The sequence below is a fragment of the Streptomyces sp. AB3(2024) genome (assembly GCF_041862025.1).
GTDB lineage: Bacteria > Actinomycetota > Actinomycetes > Streptomycetales > Streptomycetaceae > Streptomyces.
The window spans coordinates 35,193-54,094 of sequence record NZ_JBGWAB010000022.1 but is presented as its reverse complement, the minus strand read 5'-3'; the positions used below and the strand labels follow the sequence as shown (position 1 = coordinate 54,094).

At 73.9% G+C, this 18,902-nt stretch carries 16 protein-coding genes; 10 read left to right on the top strand and 6 right to left on the bottom strand.

Going from position 1 to position 18,902, the window contains the following annotated elements:
* Nucleotides 1-226: 226 nt before the first annotated feature.
* Entirely contained in the window at nt 227-2,068 is a 1,842-nt protein-coding gene (locus ACEPPI_RS12505) for an endonuclease/exonuclease/phosphatase family protein (protein WP_373915295.1), read from the bottom strand.
* Between the two features lie 403 nt (nt 2,069-2,471).
* Here ACEPPI_RS12505 and ACEPPI_RS12500 point away from each other — a divergent pair, with 403 nt between their 5' ends.
* Nucleotides 2,472-3,950 (top strand): hypothetical protein, encoded by a 1,479-nt coding sequence (locus ACEPPI_RS12500; protein WP_373915294.1) that lies wholly within the window; start codon nt 2,472-2,474, stop codon nt 3,948-3,950.
* Nucleotides 3,951-4,152: 202 nt separating this feature from the next.
* A complete protein-coding gene (locus ACEPPI_RS12495; protein WP_373915293.1) occupies nt 4,153-5,601 on the top strand; it encodes an alkaline phosphatase PhoX in 1,449 nt (482 codons plus the stop codon).
* 72 nt (nt 5,602-5,673) lie between these two features.
* Here the strand turns inward: ACEPPI_RS12495 and ACEPPI_RS12490 are convergent, their stop codons facing one another.
* The 4 genes from ACEPPI_RS12490 to ACEPPI_RS12475 form a co-directional block, all read right to left on the bottom strand.
* Entirely contained in the window at nt 5,674-5,850 is a 177-nt protein-coding gene (locus ACEPPI_RS12490) for a hypothetical protein (protein WP_167456803.1), read from the bottom strand.
* A gap of 112 nt (nt 5,851-5,962) precedes the next feature.
* Entirely contained in the window at nt 5,963-7,204 is a 1,242-nt protein-coding gene (locus ACEPPI_RS12485; protein WP_373915320.1) for a TerD family protein, read from the bottom strand.
* Between the two features lie 75 nt (nt 7,205-7,279).
* Entirely contained in the window at nt 7,280-7,498 is a 219-nt protein-coding gene (locus tag ACEPPI_RS12480) for a hypothetical protein (RefSeq protein WP_373915292.1), read from the bottom strand.
* Nucleotides 7,499-7,619: 121 nt separating this feature from the next.
* Complete coding sequence (locus ACEPPI_RS12475; protein ID WP_373915291.1) at nt 7,620-9,164, bottom strand: aldehyde dehydrogenase (NADP(+)); 1,545 nt, start codon at nt 9,162-9,164, stop codon at nt 7,620-7,622.
* A gap of 179 nt (nt 9,165-9,343) precedes the next feature.
* Here ACEPPI_RS12475 and ACEPPI_RS12470 point away from each other — a divergent pair, with 179 nt between their 5' ends.
* From ACEPPI_RS12470 to ACEPPI_RS12435, 8 genes are all read left to right on the top strand, one after another.
* Nucleotides 9,344-10,147 carry an IclR family transcriptional regulator gene (locus ACEPPI_RS12470; RefSeq protein WP_373915290.1) on the top strand — a complete coding sequence of 268 codons (804 nt, stop codon included), beginning with the start codon at nt 9,344-9,346 and terminating at the stop codon, nt 10,145-10,147.
* 754 nt (nt 10,148-10,901) lie between these two features.
* Nucleotides 10,902-11,279: a hypothetical protein gene (locus ACEPPI_RS12465; protein ID WP_373915289.1), complete on the top strand. Its 378-nt coding sequence runs from the start codon at nt 10,902-10,904 to the stop codon at nt 11,277-11,279.
* Nucleotides 11,280-11,509: 230 nt separating this feature from the next.
* Complete coding sequence (locus ACEPPI_RS12460; protein ID WP_373915319.1) at nt 11,510-13,012, top strand: sensor histidine kinase; 1,503 nt, start codon at nt 11,510-11,512, stop codon at nt 13,010-13,012.
* Nucleotides 13,009-13,668 (top strand): response regulator, encoded by a 660-nt coding sequence (locus ACEPPI_RS12455; protein WP_373915288.1) that lies wholly within the window; start codon nt 13,009-13,011, stop codon nt 13,666-13,668. Before ACEPPI_RS12460 ends, ACEPPI_RS12455 begins: the two co-directional genes overlap by 4 nt.
* Before the next feature lie 62 nt (nt 13,669-13,730).
* Nucleotides 13,731-15,179, top strand: coding sequence for a penicillin-binding transpeptidase domain-containing protein (locus tag ACEPPI_RS12450; RefSeq protein ID WP_373915287.1), 1,449 nt, complete (start codon nt 13,731-13,733; stop codon nt 15,177-15,179).
* Nucleotides 15,180-15,243: 64 nt separating this feature from the next.
* The gene (locus tag ACEPPI_RS12445) at nt 15,244-15,735 is read left to right on the top strand and encodes an N-acetyltransferase family protein (RefSeq protein ID WP_373915286.1); all 492 of its coding nucleotides are present in this window, start codon (nt 15,244-15,246) and stop codon (nt 15,733-15,735) included.
* Between the two features lie 68 nt (nt 15,736-15,803).
* Complete coding sequence (locus ACEPPI_RS12440) at nt 15,804-16,511, top strand: DsbA family oxidoreductase (RefSeq protein ID WP_373915285.1); 708 nt, start codon at nt 15,804-15,806, stop codon at nt 16,509-16,511.
* Nucleotides 16,512-16,648: 137 nt separating this feature from the next.
* Entirely contained in the window at nt 16,649-17,716 is a 1,068-nt protein-coding gene (locus ACEPPI_RS12435) for an aminotransferase class V-fold PLP-dependent enzyme (RefSeq protein WP_373915284.1), read from the top strand.
* A gap of 63 nt (nt 17,717-17,779) precedes the next feature.
* Here the strand turns inward: ACEPPI_RS12435 and ACEPPI_RS12430 are convergent, their stop codons facing one another.
* The gene (locus ACEPPI_RS12430) at nt 17,780-18,850 is read right to left on the bottom strand and encodes an aminotransferase class V-fold PLP-dependent enzyme (protein ID WP_373915283.1); all 1,071 of its coding nucleotides are present in this window, start codon (nt 18,848-18,850) and stop codon (nt 17,780-17,782) included.
* Between the last annotated feature and the right edge of the window lie 52 nt (nt 18,851-18,902).

The following is an 18,902-nucleotide window of genomic DNA, read 5'->3' as shown; positions in this document are numbered from 1 at the left end:
ACGAGCCGGTACGGAGCCGGGGCGGACGATCGGGCGTGCAGACACTCAACACCACAACCGGCCGAAATCGGGAGGTGTGTGGCGAGCGTCACGCCAGGGCCGAAAGTCCCCTACCGTACGCGCCGGCTCGCCGCCGCCGCGCCGGCCGACGCGGAAGACCGTGACCTGAGCATGGCAAAGGGCCCGGCCGGGACGGCGGCCGGGCCCCCTGCGGTCAGGGGAGGGGCTACGGGCGGAAGCGCAGCACCTGCGGGTCGTGGTCGCTGTTCTGGGCGGAGAACTCGGCGTTGATGTGCACGCTGTCGTACGCGTAGTTCTTGACGCCCGGGCTGACCAGGATCTGGTCGAGGACCTGGGCGTTGCCCTGGTAGACGTAGGAGTAACGTTCCGCCTTCGGCAGCGACTTGATCGCCGAGTACAGCGCCCCGCCGTCCTCCAGCGCCCGCGCGGTGCCGGAGAACTCGAAGTCGTTGATGTCACCGACGGCGAGCACGGACGCGTTCTTGTCGGCCGCCAGCAGCTGCTTCACGAACCCGTTCACGGCCTGCGCCTGGAGCAGTCGCTTGGTCTCCGAGGAGCGCACCGGGGGCTGGTGGACCGAGGTCAGGCCCTCGTCGCCGCCCTTGGAGGAGAAGTGGTTGGCGATGACGAAGACCGTCTTGCCCTTGAAGACGAACTCGCCGGCCAGCGGCTTGCGGCTGTCGGCCCACGCCGGGTTCGCCGGGTCGATCCGGCCGGGGGAGTGGGTCAGGGCGGCCTTGCCGTTCTCCGTCGTCACCCCGGTCGCCGTCACGGCGTCGCCGGGCGCGCGCTCGGTGAAGGAGACCCGCGCCGGGTTGAAGAGGAACACCTGGCGGATGTTGCCGCCGGGCTCGCCGCCGTCCTTGTTGTTCTCCGGACTGATCGAACGCCACTGGTAGGCGGGGCCGCCCGCGGCGGCGATGGCCGCCGTGAACTTCGTCAGCGTCTGCTCGGCCGACACGGTGCCGTCGTTCTTGGCGCCGTTGTCGTCCTGGATCTCCTCCAGGGCCAGGATGTCGGGCGAGGCGAGGTTCTCCACGACCGCCTTGGCGAGGTTGTCGAACTTCGTCTGCGGGTCGGTCGGGTCGAGGTTCTCGACGTTGTACGTGGCCACCGCGAGCTCGTTCGCCGCCTGCGGCTTGGTCTTCTCGGGCGCGAGGGTGCCCGCCTTGACGGTGCCCAGGGTGCGGGCGGCCAGGGTGTAGCCGCCGAACTGGTTGAAGTCGAGGGGGCCCTCGGTGGTCCCGGTCAGCTTGTCGCCGACGTTGGCCACCGGGAACGGCTGCTGGGCGGTCGGCGCGAGCTGCTGGATCTGGAGGCGGCCGGTGTTCTGGGACTCGTACGAGCCGTAGAGCGTGCCGCCGCGCTTGGCGGTGTTCTCCCAGCCCTTCACCGTGACCCACATCTCGCTGTACGGGTCGGTTGCGCCGACCACGCGCGAGGTGCCGATCTTGACGTTCATGCCCTCCAGGGACTCGTAGTAGTCCAGGGCGTAGCGCGAGGGCTCCAGGGTCAGGCCGTTGATGCCGTTGGCGGCGGCCGGGTCGCCCGCCGGGGCGTAGGCGGCCGGTACCGAGTACTCGTTGACGGCGACGGCCTCGGGCAGCGCGTTGCCGGAGGAGACCACCGTGACGGTGGGCTTGGCTATCTGGGTGACCGACTGGTTGCCGGAGTTGACGCCACCGGGGACGTACTCGCCCACCGTGCCGGCGACCTTGACCGCGTCGCCGACGGCGACGGTCGGGGCGGAGCCGGTGAAGACGAAGATGCCCTCGCTGGTGGCGGGGTTGTCGTCGGCGTCGGGGTCCTGGATCCAGAATCCGCGCGAGCCGTAGGTACGAACGCCCGTGACGATGCCCTCGACATCGGCGACCGCCTTGCCGTTGAGCGGGGATGTCCGGGTGGTGCCCTGGATGTCGTGGATGCGTATCGGATCGGCGGACACGGCGCCTTCGGCCGCGTCGGCGGTGCCCGCGAGCAGGCCGGTGGCCAGCGCGGTGGCGACGAGGGCCGCGACGGCGGCGGAACGGGGATGCGAGGAGCGCATGGGCGGGAACTCCGGATGTGTGGAGGAAGGGGACCTCGTGGGCCCCGGTACATCTACGCGCGTCAATTTCCTGTGCGACCAGGGAAGTTGTCAAGGCCTCCAGGGAAGACAAGAGCTGACTGTGGGATGAACCAAAGGCGATGGCCCGTCGGGGCTGCCTGAAATGCGTCTACCCTGGTATGCCGTACCAGACATGACGGTCCGTCCGCAGTCCGCCCGGCGCGGCCTGCCGCGCACCACCCGCACAGCCCCCGCCCCGCCCCCCGCCGGCCCGACTCACCGGCCGCCCCGCGTCACCCGCCGCCCTGCGTCACCCGGCGCACCGCATCACCGCCCGACCGTCCCGCCGTCCTACGCGTCCCGTCCGAACCGCTCTACGCATTCGTCCGAGGAGAACCACCGCATGTCCGCAGAGCCGCACCCCACGCTGCCGCCGGTACGGCTGCACTCCGATGCGGAGCTGGCCCGCGACGCCCTCGTCGCCCCGCTGTTCGCCCGCGCCGTACGCCTCGCCCGCTGGGCCGGCCCCGACACCCGTGTCGACGTCGGCGGCGAACTCGTCCCCCGGCAGCTGGCCGAGGCCGTGGCACTGCTCGGCCTCGAATCCGACGACGAGGACAGCCCCGGCCACGCGGCCCAGGCCTGGCGGGTCGCCGTGGACACCGGTCTGGTCGACGTGACGGAGCCGGAGGAGGACGTCGAGGGCGGCGGCGACGGCGCCGAGCCCGAGTACGGCACCGCGGCCCCCGGGGAGGACCTCGCCCTGGTCGCCGGCGGCGCGCCCGGCGATGTGCTCGACCTGTGGCTCGCGGCCCTGGACGCCGTCCTCGCCGACGCCGCCGTGCCCGACCTGGACGACCTCGTCGACGCCCTCGACGCGGGCGGCGAGATCGACTTCGACCGGCTCGACTGGAACCCCCAGCGCGAGGCCGACTTCCTCGACGGGGTCCTCGCCAACCTCTACCTGCTCACCGTCACCGAGGGCGGCGCGGGCGACGGGCCGGTGCCGCTCCCGGTGCTCGCCGCCTCGATGATCGTGCCCGACGACATGGGCGACCCCACCGACGCGGTCCTGGAGCAGGTCTCCGACGCGATGATGCGCCTCGACGACCAGTTCCGGCAGCTGGAGCCCATCGGACTGGTGGAGTTCCGCCCCGTCGACGAGGAGCTGATGACGGAGGTCGACGACCTCACCGACACCGGCGTCGAGGACGACGAGGACGTGTCCCGCTACGGGATGGTCCGGCTGACCCCGCTCGGCCTGTACGGGGTCCGCGCCCGGATGCTGGAGGCCGGGGTCGAGGCCCCCGCCCTCGGTGAACTCACCGACAAGGGCGCCGACGTCCTGCTCGACGCGGTCTCCTTCTACTCCGAGGACGCGGCCCAGGCCGAGATCGAGCAGTGGCTGGCGGGGCGTGAGCTGCCCGCCGCGGTCGCCGAGCTGCTCGCCGCGGCCCGCGGCGCCGACGAGGCCGCCCCGCTGCGCCGGCTGCGCTGCCAGCAGGCCCTGACCCCGGCCGGGCGGGAGGCCGAGCCGGCCGTCCGGGCCGTACTGGACGACCCGGAGCTCGGCGGGCTCGCCCGGGTCTGGCTCGCCGAGCACGGGGTGGGCGACGTACCGGCACCGGACCCGGAGATGGTGCTGTGGCTGACGGTCGACACCATCGCCGCGCAGCTCGCCGCGGACGGAGAGACCGAGGAGCTGCCGCTGCTGATGCGGACGCTGACCGAGCACCACAACGCGTTCTTCGAACAGGCGTGGCGGGTCGAGCACCCCGCGACGGCGTACGTGCTGGAGGCCATGGGGCGGCTCCACCCCGACAAGAAGTCCGCGAAGGAGGCGCGCAAGGCCGCGTTCAAGGCCCGCTCCCGCCGGCCCTGACCGGTCCCGGCCGGGGCCGGCGCCGCGGCCCGGACCGCCGGTGCACAACCAGCCGTTCGAGTGGCCGGAGTACGCCATTCCGGCCACTGGCAAGGGGTCGGCTCCGCTTTCGGGGTAGTTCAGCCGCCGTTCACGTACGGGCGGGAGCGTGTGCGCCGACGACCGTACGTCAGGCGCACCACCTCCCCACCCTGGAGACCCGATGCCCCTCAGCCGCAGAGACTTCACCGCCCGTACCGTCATCGCGGGAGCGGGTGTCGCCCTCACCGGAACGGTCGGCGCCCTGGCCACCGCCCCCGGGGCACTGGCTGCCGACGACGGCCCCGGCGCGAACGGGCACGACGAGCACGGCCGCCCCCACGGCCCCGGCTACGGCCCGCTCCTGCCGGACCCCGCCGGACTCCTCGCGCTCCCGGCCGGGTTCACCTACCGCGTGATCACCCACAGTGGTGTCACCACCCTCGAATCCGGCGAGAGCACCCCGTCCAACCACGACGGGACGGCCACGTTCGAGGGACACCACGGGGTCACCCTCCTGGTCAACAACCACGAGCTGAAGGGGCCGCGCGCGAACTGGACGCACCCCGTCCCGCTCACCGACGGCCTGGTCTACGATCCGGCCGCGGCCGGCGGCTGCACCGTCGTCGAGGTCCGGCGCGGCGGCGAGGTCGCCGAATGGGTGGGCATCGCCGGTACGTCGACCAACTGCGCCGGCGGGGCCACCCCCTGGGACACCTGGCTGACCTGCGAGGAGACCGAGGACCTGGCCGGCAGGAACGGCATGACGAAGGACCACGGCTACGTCTTCGAGGTCGACCCCAACGACCGCCGGGCCAACCGTGACCCCAAGCCGGTCAAGGCCTTCGGAAGGTACGCCCACGAGGCCGTGGTCATCGACCCGCGCCAGGGTCACGCCTATCTGACCGAGGACGCCTCCGGCCCCAACGGGCTGCTCTACCGCTGGACCCCGCCGCAGGGCTTCCGGCACGGGCGCGGCAGGCTTCGTACGCTCGCGGCCGACGCCGGGGTGCTCGCGGCCGCCAAGTGCTTCGACTCCTCCGGCCGGTTCGTGGACGACCTCTCGCGCGCCACGAAGACCGGCACCGTGTACGGGGTCGACTGGGTGGCGGTCGCCGACCGCGACGCGCGGACCACCTCGGTGCGCAAGCAGTTCCCTGCGGGCGCCGTGACCCGGGCGCGCAAGCTGGAGGGGATGTGGTGGGCCGACGGGGGCGCGTACTTCGTGTCCTCCTACGCGCGGGAGGAGAGCCCGGGCGCCGCGCACGACGGCCAGGTGTGGTTCTACGACCCGAAGCGGAGGACCATCCGCCTCGTCGTCCTGATCGGGGTGAACACCGACCCGGGGGCGGAGGGCGGCTACGACGGCCCCGACAACATCACCGTCTCGCCCTACGGCGGCTTGGTCATCGCCGAGGACGGCAGCGGTCTGCAGCACCTGCTCGGGGCGACCGAGTCGGGCCGGGTCTACCCGCTGGCGCGCAACGAGCTGAACATCGGCACCGCCGAGGCGCCCGAGTACTCGGAGTTCACCGGGGTCTGCTTCTCCCCGGACGGCCGCACCCTGTACGCCAACATCCAGGAGCCCGGCATCATGCTGGCCGTCACCGGCCCCTGGCGGCGCGACCGCTGAGGCAGGGCGCGACCGCCGACGAGGTACGGCGGACCGCGGACGCCGTGGGGCTCCGCCCGCCCGGGCGGGGCCTCACCGGTCCGCGCAGACCTCCGCACGGGAGGCCGCGGCCCACTCCTCCAGCAGGAACTCGTACGCCTGCGAGGGCCACTCCCCGTCCACCCGGGTCTCGACGAGCAGCCGTATCGCCTCGTTCGCCTCGGCGGCGGACGGGCGCGCGGGGCCTGCGGGCCGGAGTGTGTTCTGCATGGGTTCAAGGCTACGGGCGGGCACTGACAGCCACCTCCGGATTACGCGTGGCATCCATCACCCGGCGGCGCTTCCCGGACCGCCCGGTCGCGTCATGTGCCCGCCCACCTGCTCAGAGTGCCTGCGAGGCGGGCTTGACCATGCCGCGCACTGTGCGGGACTTCACAAAGTCGCCCATGGCCGTCATCTCCCATTCCCCGGAGAACTGCTTGATCAACTTGGCCATCATGACCCCGGTCTGCGGCTCGGCGCTCGTGAGGTCGAAGCGCACCAGCTCCTCGCCGCTGGCCGCGTCGATGAGCCGGCAGTAGGCCTTGGCGACCTCGGTGAACTTCTGACCGGAGAAGGAGTTCACGGTGAAGACCAGGCCGGTGGCCTCGGCGGGCAGCCGGCCGAGGTCCACGACGATCACCTCGTCGTCCCCGGAGCCCTCACCGGTGAGGTTGTCGCCCGAGTGCTTGATCGCCCCGCCCAGGATGGACAGCTTGCCGAAGTAGCAGCTGTCGATGTGGTTGCGCTGCGGGCCGTAGGCGATGACGGAGGCGTCGAGGTCGATGTCGGCGCCGCGGAAGGCGGGCTCCCAGCCGAGGCCCATCTTGACCTGGGAGAGCAGCGGGCGGCCGCCCTTGACCAGGGAGACCGTCTGGTTTTTCTGGAGGCTGACCCGGCCCTTGTCGAGGTTGATCTTCCCGGTGCCGGCCGGCGCGGCGGCGGGCACGGCCGGCGGTGCGGCGGGCGTCGCGGACCGGTCGGCGGCCGGACCGCCCAGCCAGGGGGAGACCGGGTGCGAGACCGCGGGGGCGGGAGGTGCCGGGGGCATCGGCGGGGCGACGGGAGCCGCGGCCGCGGGGGCAGCCGGTTCCTCGTCCACGGAGACCCCGAAGTCGGTGGCGATGCCGGCGAGGCCGTTGGCGTATCCCTGGCCGACCGCGCGGACCTTCCACACGCCGCCGCGCTGGTAGACCTCGACGACCACGAGGGCGGTCTCCGGGCCCAGCTGCGGCGGGGTGAAGGTGGCGATCACCGCGCCGGACGCCGCGTCCCGCACGGTGGCGGTGGGCTCGATGCCCTGGAAGGTCTGCCCGGCGGCATCGGGGCTGGCCGTGACCACGATGCGCTCGATGCCGGGGGGCAGCGCGCCGGTGTCCACGGTGATGGAGTCCGGCGCCGCCCCGCCGCCGGACCGGTAGCTGACACCGGGCCCGGACGGCTGGTTGTAGAAGATGAAATCGGCGTCGGAACGCACCTTGCCGTCCGCCGCGAGGAGGAGGCCCGACACGTCGAGCCGCACCGGGGCGGCCACGTCCACCGTCACGCCGACTGTGTTGAGCGGCAGGTTGGAACCAGGGGTCATAGCGGTCATGCCCGGAGAACGACCGGAGCTGCTTTGCCGTTCCCTTACCCTCGCGGGAGATTCCCGCAGGAGGGGTCAGCGACGGTTGCGGGGGTGGTCGCGGGCCGTGCGCTCGTTGCCGAACTTGTACGAGCCCGTCCAGCGGGCCATCACCAGCTGGGAGTCACCGGACGCCACCTCGGCCAGGAACTTGTCGGCCCGGCCACCGCGCAGGGTGCCCGCGGCGCGGCCCTGGTGGGTGATGACGACGGTGTCGTGGCGTACCTCGTACGTGAACCCGTGCGGTTTCGGCATGCGCGCAGCCTGCCCCGCCGACGGCGGGGCAGGCAACGGATTTAGCGGCCCCGGGCCGGCCCCGGCCCGCCCGGCCCAGGCCCGGCCCGCCCAGGCCCGGGACGCGCCCGCGGCCGTGGGCTCAGCGCTGCCCTCCGGTCACCCGGCGGGGCAGCCCCAGGGGATTGGCCTCGCGCAGCTCCGGCGGGAGCAGCGCGTCCGGGACGGACTGGTACGCCACCGGGCGCAGCCAGCGCTCGATCGCGGTGGCGCCGACGGAGGTGGAGTGGGAGGTGGCCGCCGGGTACGGGCCGCCGTGGTGCTGGGCCGGTGCCACCGCGACCCCGGTCGGCCAGCCGTTCACCACGATCCGCCCCGCCAGCTCCGTGACCTGCCCGATCAGTTCGGCGGCCGAAGGGGAGCCGGCCGGGCCCGGGACGCCCTCGGTCTCGGCGGCGGACAGGTGGAGGGTGGCGCTCAGGTTGCCGCCGAGCCGGGCCAGCACCTCGGTCGCCTCGCGCGGTTCGGCGTAGCGGACGACGACCGTCACCGGGCCGAAGCACTCCTCCAGGAGCACCTCGTGGGGGCCGCCCTCCAGGAGGGTCGCGGCCCGGACGCTCAGGTAGCCCGCGCCGACGGAGTGCTCCCCGCCGGGGCCCGGGAGGACGGGGGAGGTGACGCCGGGCAGCGCGGCCCGCTCGCGGACGCCGGCGAGGAAGTTCTCCCGCATCCGGTGGTCCAGCAGCACCCCCGGTCCGGTCTCCCCGAGGGACTTCGCGAGCGCGCCGGTGAGCCGGTCGCCGTCGGGGCCTTCGGGGACCAGGACCAGGCCCGGCTTGACGCAGAACTGGCCCACCCCGAGGGTGACCGCGCCCGCGAGGCCGCCACCGATCGTCTCGGCGCCCTCGGCGGCGGCCGCCGGGGTGACCACGACGGGGTTGAGGGAGCCGAGTTCGCCGTGGAAGGGGATGGGGACCGGCCGGGCCGCGGCCGCGTCGAACAGGGCCCGGCCGCCCCGCAGGGAGCCGGTGAACCCGGCGGCGGTGACGAGGGGGTGGCGGACCAGCTCCAGCCCGGCGTCGAAGCCGTGCACGACGTGGACCACCTCGGGCGGCAGCCCGCTCGCCCCCGCGGCCCGGCGCAGCAGCGCGGCGCACAGCTCGGAGGTGGCCGGGTGGTCGGGGTGGGCCTTGACGACCACGGGGCAGCCGGCGGCGAGGGCGCTGGCGGTGTCCCCGCCGGGGACGGAGAAGGCGAGCGGGAAGTTGGAGGCGGCGTAGACGGCGACCACGCCCAGCGGCACCTTGTACCGGCGCAGCTCGGGGCGCGGCGGGGTGAGCGTGGCGTCGGCGAGGTCGATGCGGACGTCGAGGTGGGAGCCCTCCTCGACGGCGTCCGCGAACGCCCGCAGCTGGCCGGTGGTGCGGGCGAGTTCGCCGGTGAGGCGGGCCGGGCCGAGCGCGGTCTCGGCGTCGGCGGTCTCGACGACCAGGGGGCCGGCCTCGTCGAGCAGATCGGCGGCGGCGCGCAGGAAGGCGACGCGGGCGGTGCGGTCGGCCAGAGCGGCGCGGGCGGAGTGGGCCGCGCGGACGGCCCGGTCCACGTCCCGGGGCGTCGCTTCGGCCGTGACCTCTTCGCGCTGCTTCCCGGTGCGGGGGTCCACACTCCAGACTGGTGTCGCTGCCATCGCCCGCTGCCTCCTGGATCGTTCAGTATTCTGAACGCCGTTCCGGTGGATGAATGATCACTTCTGCTGCGGACTCTATTTCCGCGTCCATCGCGTGACAAGAGGCGATCAGAGCCGACCAGAGGGGAAGCAGGCGCATGACGACAGCCGAGACGGGTGAGACTGGCAGGACAGCCGAGATGGGTGAGACCGGCGGGACCGGCGGGACGGCTGAGATGGGGGAGGCGGCCGGGGCGGCGCCGGTGAAGTCGGCGGTGCGCACGGTACTGCTGCTGGAGCACTTCGCGGCCCGGCCGGGACTGCACAGCCTCGCCGACATCCAGAACGACCTCTCCCTGCCCAAGTCCAGCCTCTACATGCTGCTGCGCACCCTGGTGAACCTGGGCTGGGTGGAGACGGACGCCACCGGCACCCGGTACGGCATCGGAGTACGGGCCCTGCTCGTCGGCAGCTCGTACATCGACGGGGACGAGGTGGTGGCGGCGGCCCGCCCCACCCTGGACCGGCTTTCGGACGACACCACCGAGACCATCCACCTGGCCCGGATGGACGGGACCAGTGTGGTGTACCTCGCGACCCGGCAGTCCCAGCACTACCTGCGGCCCTTCACCCGGGTCGGGCGGCGGCTGCCGGTGCACTCGACCGCGCTCGGCAAGGCTCTGCTGGCCACGCACAGCGACGAGGAGGTGCGCAGACTGCTGCCCCGGCGGCTGGAGGCGGTCACGCAGCACACCATCACCGACCGGGAGCAACTGATGGAGGAGCTGGCGCTGGTGCGGGAGCAGGGGTACGCGGTGGACCGCGAGGAGAACACGCTCGGGCTGCGCTGCTTCGGGGTGGCCGTGCCGTACCGGACGCCGGCGCGGGACGCGGTGAGCTGCTCGGTCCCGGTGGCGCGGCTGACGCCGGGGCACGAACAGCTGATCAAGGCCGCGCTGTTCGAGGCGCGGGACCGGCTGTCGGTGGTGACGCGGCGCATGTGAGCGGGTCCCGGGCGGACGGTTGCCCGGGCGGGGGCGCGCGGTGGGTGGTGGTGCGCTGCGGACGCAGGGGTTCCTCCCCCGGGTGGGGGAGGCGGATCACCTTCGTGGGGGAGGTGGCGGGGCGCCGCGCACGGGACCGTTGGGACATGACCACACGAGCGGCGCAGACAACGACCCCGACGCGGCCGACGGCTCCCCACCAGGGGGCCGGGCGGCGGATCCTGGCGGGTGCGGCCGTGGCCGCCACCCTGCCGTACCTCGCCCTCAAGGCGGCCTGGGTGGCCGGGAGCCATCTCGGCATACCGGAAGGCAGCATCCTGCTGAAGCCCGGGCTGTTCTTCACGGCTGCCAACTCCGTGACGCTGGCGATGGACGCCTGCGTGATCCTGCTCGTGCTGGTGCTCACCCGCCCCTGGGGCATGCGGGTCCCGTCCTGGCTGCTGACCCTGCCGGTCTTCGTCGCCACCGGGCTGCTCACCCCGATCGTCCTCGGCTACCCCTCCCAACTCCTCGTCAGGGCCCTGGGCATGGGCGCGGACGAGCAGGTCCGGGCGGCGTCGAAGCCCTTCCTCGAACCCTGGGTGTTCGCGGTCGTCTACAGCGGCTTCATCATCCAGGCGGTCGCCCTGGCCGGACTGTTCGTCCCCTACGCGCGAAGGCGCTGGGGCGGCCTCTGGCAGGGTGCGGCCGGCCGGCGGCTGCCCCCCCCCCCCGGGGGGGGGGGGGGCCCCCCGCGGCGGTGTGCGCCGGAGTCGTGGGCGCGGCGCACCTGTACTGGGCCTTCGGGGGGAGCGCCGGGCTCTCGGCGCAGCAGGCCGCGGTGTACTCGGCGGAGACGGGCGTGGTGTCCGCGGCCCACGCGGTCTGCGCGTTCGGGGCCGCCGCGGGGGCGCTCCTGCTGGCCCGCGGCGGGACGGGCCGGGCGGACCTGCGGTTGGCCCTCGCCTGGATCGGCGCGGGCGCGACGTTCAGCTGGGGGACGTGGATGCTGCTCTCGGCCGTGGGGCCGCAGCTCGACTCGGGCGACGGGGCCACCCTGGCGGTCACCCTGACCTACGCTGGCCAGATGATCACCGGCCTGCTCTCGGCCGGCGTCCTCATACGGTTCCTGAGGTCCCGCCGGACCGGCTGAGGAGGCGGCGCGGACGCCCGGGGCCGGGGCCGGGGCCCGGGGCCGCAGGCCCGAAGCGGAGTACCGGGGGGCGGAGCGGACGCAGCGGGGCGGAGCGGAGCAGGGCTTGTGCGGGCGGGGCCGTGCGGGGCGGGGCCGTGTGGTGCGGGCGCGAGGCGATCGGGGGAGCGGTGAGCGGGTTCGACGGGGAGGGACCGGGAGCGGGGCGCCCGGCGGCGGTGCGCGGGCGGATGCGGCGGGCGCGGGAGTGGGCGGGGCGGGCGCTGGGAGCGCGGGCCCGGCTGCGGTGGGTGCACCAGATACTCGGCGGGGCGCTGCTGATGCCCTATCTCCTGCTCGCCCAGGTCGGGGTGGGCATGGCGGCCGGCGGGGTCAATGCGATGAGCTCCTTCGGGCTGACCCTGATCGCCTACGCCGCCGCCCTTCCGCTGGCCGCCGTCACCGGGCTGGTCGGGCTGGTACGGCCGCTGTCGGTGGCTGCGGCACGGGCCATGTGCGGGGTGCCCGGGGACACCCTGGCCGAGGGGCAGGCCCGGTCATGGTCCGCCCGGTGGCGGGCCTCCGCCTGGTGGACCCTGCACCTGGGGGTCGGTGCGGTGGTCAGTGGGGTGAGTCTCGCGGCGCCGCCCATGGCGGTCGTGCTGATCGTGCTGCCGCTCTCGGACAACCTGCGCGGATCCCATCTCGGGATGGGCCCGCTCAGTACGACGGCCGAGGCGTTCGTGGCCCCCGTGCTGGGGGTGGGGCTGATGGCCGGGGTCGTCCTCTGCGCCGCCGGGGCGGGGGCGCTGCTGGCCCGGCTCGCGCCCGTGCTGCTGGGCCCGACCGCGGCGGACCGGCTGGCCGCCGCCGAGGAACGGGCGGCCGACCTCGCCGTGCGCAACCGGCTGGCCCGGGAGCTGCACGACGCGGTGGGACATGCCCTGAGCGCCGTCACCCTCCAGGCGGGCGCGGCCCGGCGGGTGCTCGACAGAGACCCCGACTTCGTGCGGGAGGCGCTCGCCGCGATCGAGGACACGACCCGGCGCACCGTGGGCGAGCTGGACGCCGTGCTCGGCCTGCTGCGCGACGGCGACCCGGCGCGGGCCGACGCGGCGCCCGCCCCGACCCTGGCCGCCGACCTCGACGGGCTGCTGGCCCGCAGCCGGGCGGGCGGCACCACCGTCGCCGCCGAGCAGCACCCCGGGCCGGCCGGGGACTGGGCGCAGCTCCCGGCGATCGCCTCGCGCGAGGCGTACCGGATCGTCCAGGAAGGCCTCAGCAACGCCCTGCGCCACGGGGCGGGGCCGGTCGCCTTGCGGATCCGGGTCCACACGTCCGATCGTCACCGTGAACTGGAGATCACCATGACCAACCCGACGGCGCAGTCCCCGGCCCCGTGTGCGGAGGAGGAACGGCGCACCACCGGGGGCCGCGGGCTGCGGGGCGCCGCCGAGCGGGCCGCGCTGCTCGGCGGCCGCGTCGAGGCCGGGCCGTACGACGGCGGGTGGCGGCTGAGGGCGTCCCTGCCGCTCGGCACCACCCCCGGCGGGCCGGCGGACGGGTCCCCCGACGGGCCGGCGGGAGGGTCCCCCGGCGGGCCGGCGGACGGGTCCCCCGGCGGGCCGGCGGGAGGGTCCCCCGGCGGGTCCGCCGAGAGGTTCGTCCGGGGGGCTGCCGGGGAGTCACCCGACGGGCCCGTGGCCGTGGGGCGGGCCGTGGGCCGCCGCCGGAGCAGGGGGGCCGGGCGATGAGCCGGCCGCCGCTGCGCGTGCTGATCGCCGATGACGAGCGGATGGTCCGTACCGCCCTGCGCGTCATCCTCGACGCCGAACCCGATCTGGAGGTCGTCGGGGAGGCCGCCTCCGGAGCCGAGGCCGTCGGGCTGGTCCGCTCACTGGCGCCCGACGTGGTGCTGATGGACGTCCGGATGCCGGAGATCGACGGCATCCGGGCCACCGAGCAGATCCTCGCGACCATGGCCGAACCGCCCCGGATCGTGGTCGTCACCACCTTCGAGAACGACGCCTACGTCTACGACGCGCTGCGCGCGGGCGCCTCCGGGTTCCTGCTCAAGCGGGCCGCCGCGGACGAGCTGATCGGCGCGGTCCGGCTCGTCGCCCGGGGCGACTCGCTGCTCTTCCCTGCGGCCGTCCGCGCGCTGGCGGCGGCGCACACGGCCGCCGCCGCGGCCCCGGTCTGGGCCTCCCGGCTCACGGAACGCGAGGCCGACGTCCTGCGCCTGATGGCCTCCGGCCTGTCGAACCACGAGATCAGCGAGCACCTGGGGGTGGGCCCGCAGACCGTCAAGACGCACGTGGCCGGCGTCCTGGCCAAGACCGGCTCCCGCGACCGCACGCAGGCGGTCATCGCCGCCTACGAGGGGGGCTTCATCATGAGGAAAGGCTGAGAAGCCCGCCACAATCGGGGCAGAGCGGAACGCACGGGACCGTCCGCGCGTCCTTCAGGGGGATGAACAAGACGATCAGGCGTGCGTCGGTCTTCTGTCTGCTTCTGGTGCTGGCCCTTTTGGTGCGGGTCACCTGGGTGCAGGCATACCAAGGCCAGGCCCTCGCAGACGACAAGAACAACCGGCGCAACCTCATCGGGCAGTACGAGAACCCGCTGGGGAACATCATCGTGGGCGGGCAGGCCATCACCGGCTCCACGAAGACGGGCGGCAAGGACTTCGGGTACAAGAGGACGTACACCGACGGCCCGCTCTACGCGCCGATCACCGGCTACAGCTCCCAGGCCTACGGCACGACCATGCTGGAGGGCGTCTACAAGAACATCCTGAACGGCTCCGACACCCGGCTCAAGACGGTCATGGACACGCTCACCAACAAGCGGGCCGATCCGGGCAACGTCCTGACGACCATCGACAGGGACGTCCAGAAGGCCGCCTACGACGCCCTCCAGGGCAAGCAGGGCGCGGCCGTGGCCATCGACCCGGCGACGGGCGAGATCCTCGCCGTCGTGAACAACCCCTCGTACGACCCGGGCCGGATCACGGGAGCCAACGACGAGAAGGCCTGGAAGGAGCTCTCGGCCGACCAGGGCAAGGCCATGGAGAACGTGGCGCTGCGCAAGCCGCAGGCCCCCGGTTCCACCTTCAAGCTCGTCACCCTCGCGTCGGCCATCGAGAACGGGCTGGTCACCAGCATCGACGCGCCGACCGGCATCCCGGCCCCCTACACGATCCCGGGCACCCGCACGAACCTGCCCAGCGAGGCGGGCGACGCGGCCTGCAACAACGTCTCGGCACGCACCGCCCTCAAGCTGTCCTGCAACAACGTCTTCGCGGAGCTGGCCTCCCGGCTGGGCCAGGACAAGATGCGGGCGACGGCCGAGAAGCTCGGGTTCAACGTCCAGATCGACACCCCGGTCCGCACCAACCCGCCGAGCAAGTACCCGACGAAGAAGATGTCCATCGACCAGGTCGCGCAGACGGGTATCGGCCAGTTCGACGTGCAGGCCACCCCGCTCCAGATCGCCATGGTGACCGCAGCCATCGAGAACGGCGGCAAGCTCGTCGCGCCGCACATGGTCTCCGAGGTCACCGACGCCGACGGCAACGTCCTGGAGAGCTTCAAGAACCCGAAGTCGCAGGAGGTCATGAGCGCGAGGACCGCCTCGATGCTCCAGGACGCCATGCGCACGGTGGCCACCGAAGGCGGCGGCAAGCCCGCCCAGGTCGCGGGCGCCGAGGTGGGCGGCAAGACGGGTACCGCCCAGCGCGGCGTGGACAACAGCATCCCGCCGCTCGCCTGGTTCACCTCGTACGGCAAGTCGGGCGGCAAGCAGATCGCCGTCGCCGTGATGATCGAGAACTCGGACACCGACCGTTCCGAGATCGGCGGCGGCAGGCTGGCCGCGCCGATCGCCCAGAAGATGATGGCGGCCTGGCTGAAGAAGTGACGGTCCCACGGGAGAAGACGACGCGCCGGGAACCGAACGGGGTTACCGGCGCGTTCTCCCTCCCGTGATCAGGACCGCACTCCCGACCGACATCGCCGCCATCGCCGCCCTGCACACCAGGGCGCGCGCCACCTACTACCGGGGCCGCGTCCCGGAAGAGGAGTACAACGGCGCGGCGGAAGTGGCCCGGTCCCGCGAGGGCTGGGCCCGCGCGGTGGGCCGGGCGCAGTCGCAGGGCCGGGTGTTCTGCGCCGAACGGGACGGCGAGGTCACCGGCGTGGCCGCCTACCTCACCGCCGACGGCGAGACCACCCTCACCCAGCTCCACGTCGACCCCGCCCACTGGCGCCGGGGCACCGGGGCCGCCCTGCACGCCGCCTGCCTCGACGCCTGGCGCCGGGGCGGGATCGAGCGGGTCCGCCTGGAGGTCTACGGGCACAATCTGCGCGCCCAGGCCTTCTACGCCTCCCACGGCTGGCGCCCCGACCCGGCGGACACCCCCTCCGGCACCCACCGCACCCTCTGGCTCCGGGTGCCCCGCGCGTCCGGGGAATGAGACGGGCCGATGAATGGTTGAACCGCAAACCGTTTCATTCCCGTCAGAACCCGGAGAGAAGAAGGACCATGCGCGTCGAGATCTGGAGCGACATCGCCTGCCCCTGGTGCTACATCGGCAAGGCCCGTTTCACCAAGGGCCTGGGCGCGTTCGCGCACCGCGACGAGGTGGAGGTCGTCTTCCGGTCCTTCGAGCTCGATCCGGGCGGCGCCAAGGGTGTCACCGCCCCCGTGCTGGAGATGCTGGCCCGCAAGTACGGCCGCACCCTCGACGAGGCGCGCGGCATGGAGGAGCACGTCGCGGCGAGCGCCCGCGCCGAAGGGCTGACGTACCGGACCGAGGGCCGCGACCACGGCAACACCTTCGACGTTCACCGCCTGCTGCACCTGGCCGCCGCCCGCGGCCGCCAGGAGGAGCTGCTCGACCTCGCCTACCGGGCCAACTTCGCCGAGGAGCGGTCGGTCTTCGACCCGGAGGTGCTGGTCGCGCTCGCCGTCGAGGCGGGGCTGGACGAGGCGGAGGCCCGGGAGGTCCTCGCCGACGGGTCCGCCTACGCCGACGGGGTCCGGGCCGACGAGCGCGAGGCGGCCGAACTCGGCGCCAACGCCGTGCCGTTCTTCGTGTTCGACCGCCGCTACGGCATCTCCGGCGGCCAGCCCGCCGAGGTGTTCACCCAGGCGCTGGAGCAGGCCTGGGCCGGACGCGAGCCGGTCGGGGCGGACGCCGCCGCCGAGGCCTGCGAACCGGACGGGGCCTGTGCCGTTCCCCAGTCCTGACCCGGCCGGGAGGGGTGGGGGTCCGGGCGTCCGTCGCCGGGATCCCGCCCCGACCCCCAGTCCATAAGGAAGTCTTTGGGTTGACCTGCAAATAAAGGCAATGGACTTTGAGGTGTCCCTGGCGCAGAGTTGACGCCATGGACACCACCGACGTTCCCCTCGCCGACCTGTGCCGCGCCGAGTTCGCGCACTCCACCACCTATCTCAACACGGCCACCAGCGGGATCCTCCCGCGCGCGGCCGTGGCCGAGGTGCGCGCGCTCGCCGAGGCCGCCGGGGCCGGACTGCCCGCCGGATTCGGCGACTTCGAACGCGTGGACCGGGTCCGGGCGGCCTTTGCCCGCCTCGTCGGGGTCGATGCCGGGCGGGTGGCCATCGGCTCCTCCGTCGCCGCACACGTCGGAGTGGTCTCGGCCTCCCTGCCGGTCGGCGCCGAAGTCCTGGTCCCCGAGGGCGACTTCGCCTCCGTCATGAACCCCTTCGTGGTGCGCGGCGACCTCAAGGTCCGCTTCGCTCCGCTGGAGTCCCTCGCCGAAGCCGTGGACGCGGACACCGAGCTGGTCGCGCTGAGCGCCGTGCAGTCCGCCGACGGGCGCACCGCCGACCTCGCCGCGATCCGCGCGGCGACCGCCGCGCACGGCGCACGGATGCTCGTCGACGCGACCCACGCCGCGGGCTGGCTGCCCTTCGACGCCTCGCCCTACGCGTACACGGTCACCGCCGGGTACAAGTGGCTGCTGGGCGGCCGTGGAGCCTCGTACCTCACGGTCTCCGAGGAGGCCCAGCCCGGCCTGGTCCCGCTGCACGCCGGCTGGGTGGCGGCCGAGTCGATGTGGGACGCCACCTACGGCCCGATGCGCCGACTGGCCCGGGACGCGCGCCGGTTCGACGAGTCCCCCGCCTTCCTCGCCTACCACGCCGCCGAGCCCTCGCTCGCGCTGCTGGAGCGGGTCGGCATCGAGGCCGTGCACGCGCACGACACCGCACTGGCCGCCCGATACCGGGCCGGCCTCGCCCGCCTCGGCCACGAACCCGTGCCGGGCGGGGCCCCGATCGTCTCCGTCCCCGGCCTCGCCGGCCACCAGGCGCGGCTCCTCGAAGCCGGGGTGTCCACCGCGGCCCGGGCCGGGGCGCTGCGGGCCTCGTTCCACCTGTACAACACGGAGGCGGACGTCGACCGGCTGCTGGACGTGCTGGCCGGCTGACCCCGTCGCCCCGTCGCCCCGTCGCCCCGACCGTGACGCCCCGAGGCCCCCGGCGGCCCGGCCCTACCGCCAGGCCGCCGTCGCCGCCGCCAGCGCCGGGGCCGGGTCCGCGGACAGTGCCGAGGCCAGGGCGTTCAGCGCGGCGGCGACCGCTTCGGGCGAGGCCGCCGGGCCGTAGTGGTTGACCCGGACCATCTCCTGGGCCAGGGCCCCGCCGCCCGCCGCGAGCGGGGCCGCCGGGTCCGCCGACAGGGCCTTCGCCACCACCAGGGAGGCCTCCGCGACCCGCAGCGTGGTCGCCACCGGCGCCGCCTGCGCCGGGTCCGCGACCCAGGGGGCGATGCCGAGGGCCGCCGCGCCCGCCCGGGTGGCTCGGGCGGCGGCCTCGTGGCGGGCCAGCACCCCGTCCAGGCCCTCGGCCGAGATCCGGTCCAGGCAGGCCTCCAGCGCCAGCATCTCCAGCTGCGCGGGCGCGTGCAGCAGGGCCTTGCGCCCGCCGTCGATCCAGCGCTCCTTCCAGTCCAGGAGGGAGAGGTACGAGCGGCGCGGCGCCGCCGGGTTCCGCGCGAACCGGTCCCACGCGCGGTCCGACACCGACACCGCCGAGACCCCGGCCGGGCCGCCCATCGCCTTCTGGGCGCCGATCACGCACAGGTCCACGCCCCACGCGTCCGGCAGCAGCGGCTCGGCGCCCACCGAGGCCACCGCGTCCAGCATGAACAGCGCCCCGTGGGCCCGTACCGCCTCACCGATCTCCGCCACCGGGTTGGTGTTGCCGGTGGCCGCCTCGGCGTGCACCAGCGAGACGAAGTCGATCTCCGGGTGTGCGGCCAGGGCGCGCGCCACCTGCTCGCCGGTGACCGCCGTGTCGAAGGACACCGCCAGGTCCACCACGTGGGCCCCGGCATTGCGCAGCCAGTTGCCGAAGGTGGTCCCGTAGGGCCCGGTGACGATGTTCAGCGCCGTCGAACCGGGCCGTGCGCCCGAGCGGATGCAGCCCTCCAGCGGCAGCAGCGCCTCGCCCTGGGTGATCACCACGTCCTGCCGGGTGCCGAGGAGTGCGGCCACTCCCCGCTCGATCGTCGCGAAGCGCTCGGGGGTGAGCGGCGGAAGGTCCAGGAGGGGGTGGGTCACGGCGGTGCTCTCTTCGTCCGGGGTTACCGGGTGAGCGTACCCAGCACGCGCG

What these genes read in the sequence shown, in the direction of transcription:
- ACEPPI_RS12475 (WP_373915291.1), bottom strand. Translation starts at nt 9,164, where the DNA reads ATGGCAGCGACACCAGTCTGGAGTGTGGACCCCCGCACCGGGAAGCAG.
- ACEPPI_RS12460 (WP_373915319.1), top strand. Translation starts at nt 11,510, where the DNA reads ATGCGGCGGGCGCGGGAGTGGGCGGGGCGGGCGCTGGGAGCGCGGGCC.
- ACEPPI_RS12500 (WP_373915294.1), top strand. Translation starts at nt 2,472, where the DNA reads ATGTCCGCAGAGCCGCACCCCACGCTGCCGCCGGTACGGCTGCACTCC.
- ACEPPI_RS12490 (WP_167456803.1), bottom strand. Translation starts at nt 5,850, where the DNA reads ATGCAGAACACACTCCGGCCCGCAGGCCCCGCGCGCCCGTCCGCCGCC.
- ACEPPI_RS12485 (WP_373915320.1), bottom strand. Translation starts at nt 7,204, where the DNA reads ATGACCCCTGGTTCCAACCTGCCGCTCAACACAGTCGGCGTGACGGTG.
- ACEPPI_RS12450 (WP_373915287.1), top strand. Translation starts at nt 13,731, where the DNA reads ATGAACAAGACGATCAGGCGTGCGTCGGTCTTCTGTCTGCTTCTGGTG.
- ACEPPI_RS12455 (WP_373915288.1), top strand. Translation starts at nt 13,009, where the DNA reads ATGAGCCGGCCGCCGCTGCGCGTGCTGATCGCCGATGACGAGCGGATG.
- ACEPPI_RS12470 (WP_373915290.1), top strand. Translation starts at nt 9,344, where the DNA reads ATGGGTGAGACCGGCGGGACCGGCGGGACGGCTGAGATGGGGGAGGCG.
- ACEPPI_RS12505 (WP_373915295.1), bottom strand. Translation starts at nt 2,068, where the DNA reads ATGCGCTCCTCGCATCCCCGTTCCGCCGCCGTCGCGGCCCTCGTCGCC.
- ACEPPI_RS12495 (WP_373915293.1), top strand. Translation starts at nt 4,153, where the DNA reads ATGCCCCTCAGCCGCAGAGACTTCACCGCCCGTACCGTCATCGCGGGA.
- ACEPPI_RS12440 (WP_373915285.1), top strand. Translation starts at nt 15,804, where the DNA reads ATGCGCGTCGAGATCTGGAGCGACATCGCCTGCCCCTGGTGCTACATC.
- ACEPPI_RS12480 (WP_373915292.1), bottom strand. Translation starts at nt 7,498, where the DNA reads ATGCCGAAACCGCACGGGTTCACGTACGAGGTACGCCACGACACCGTC.
- ACEPPI_RS12435 (WP_373915284.1), top strand. Translation starts at nt 16,649, where the DNA reads ATGGACACCACCGACGTTCCCCTCGCCGACCTGTGCCGCGCCGAGTTC.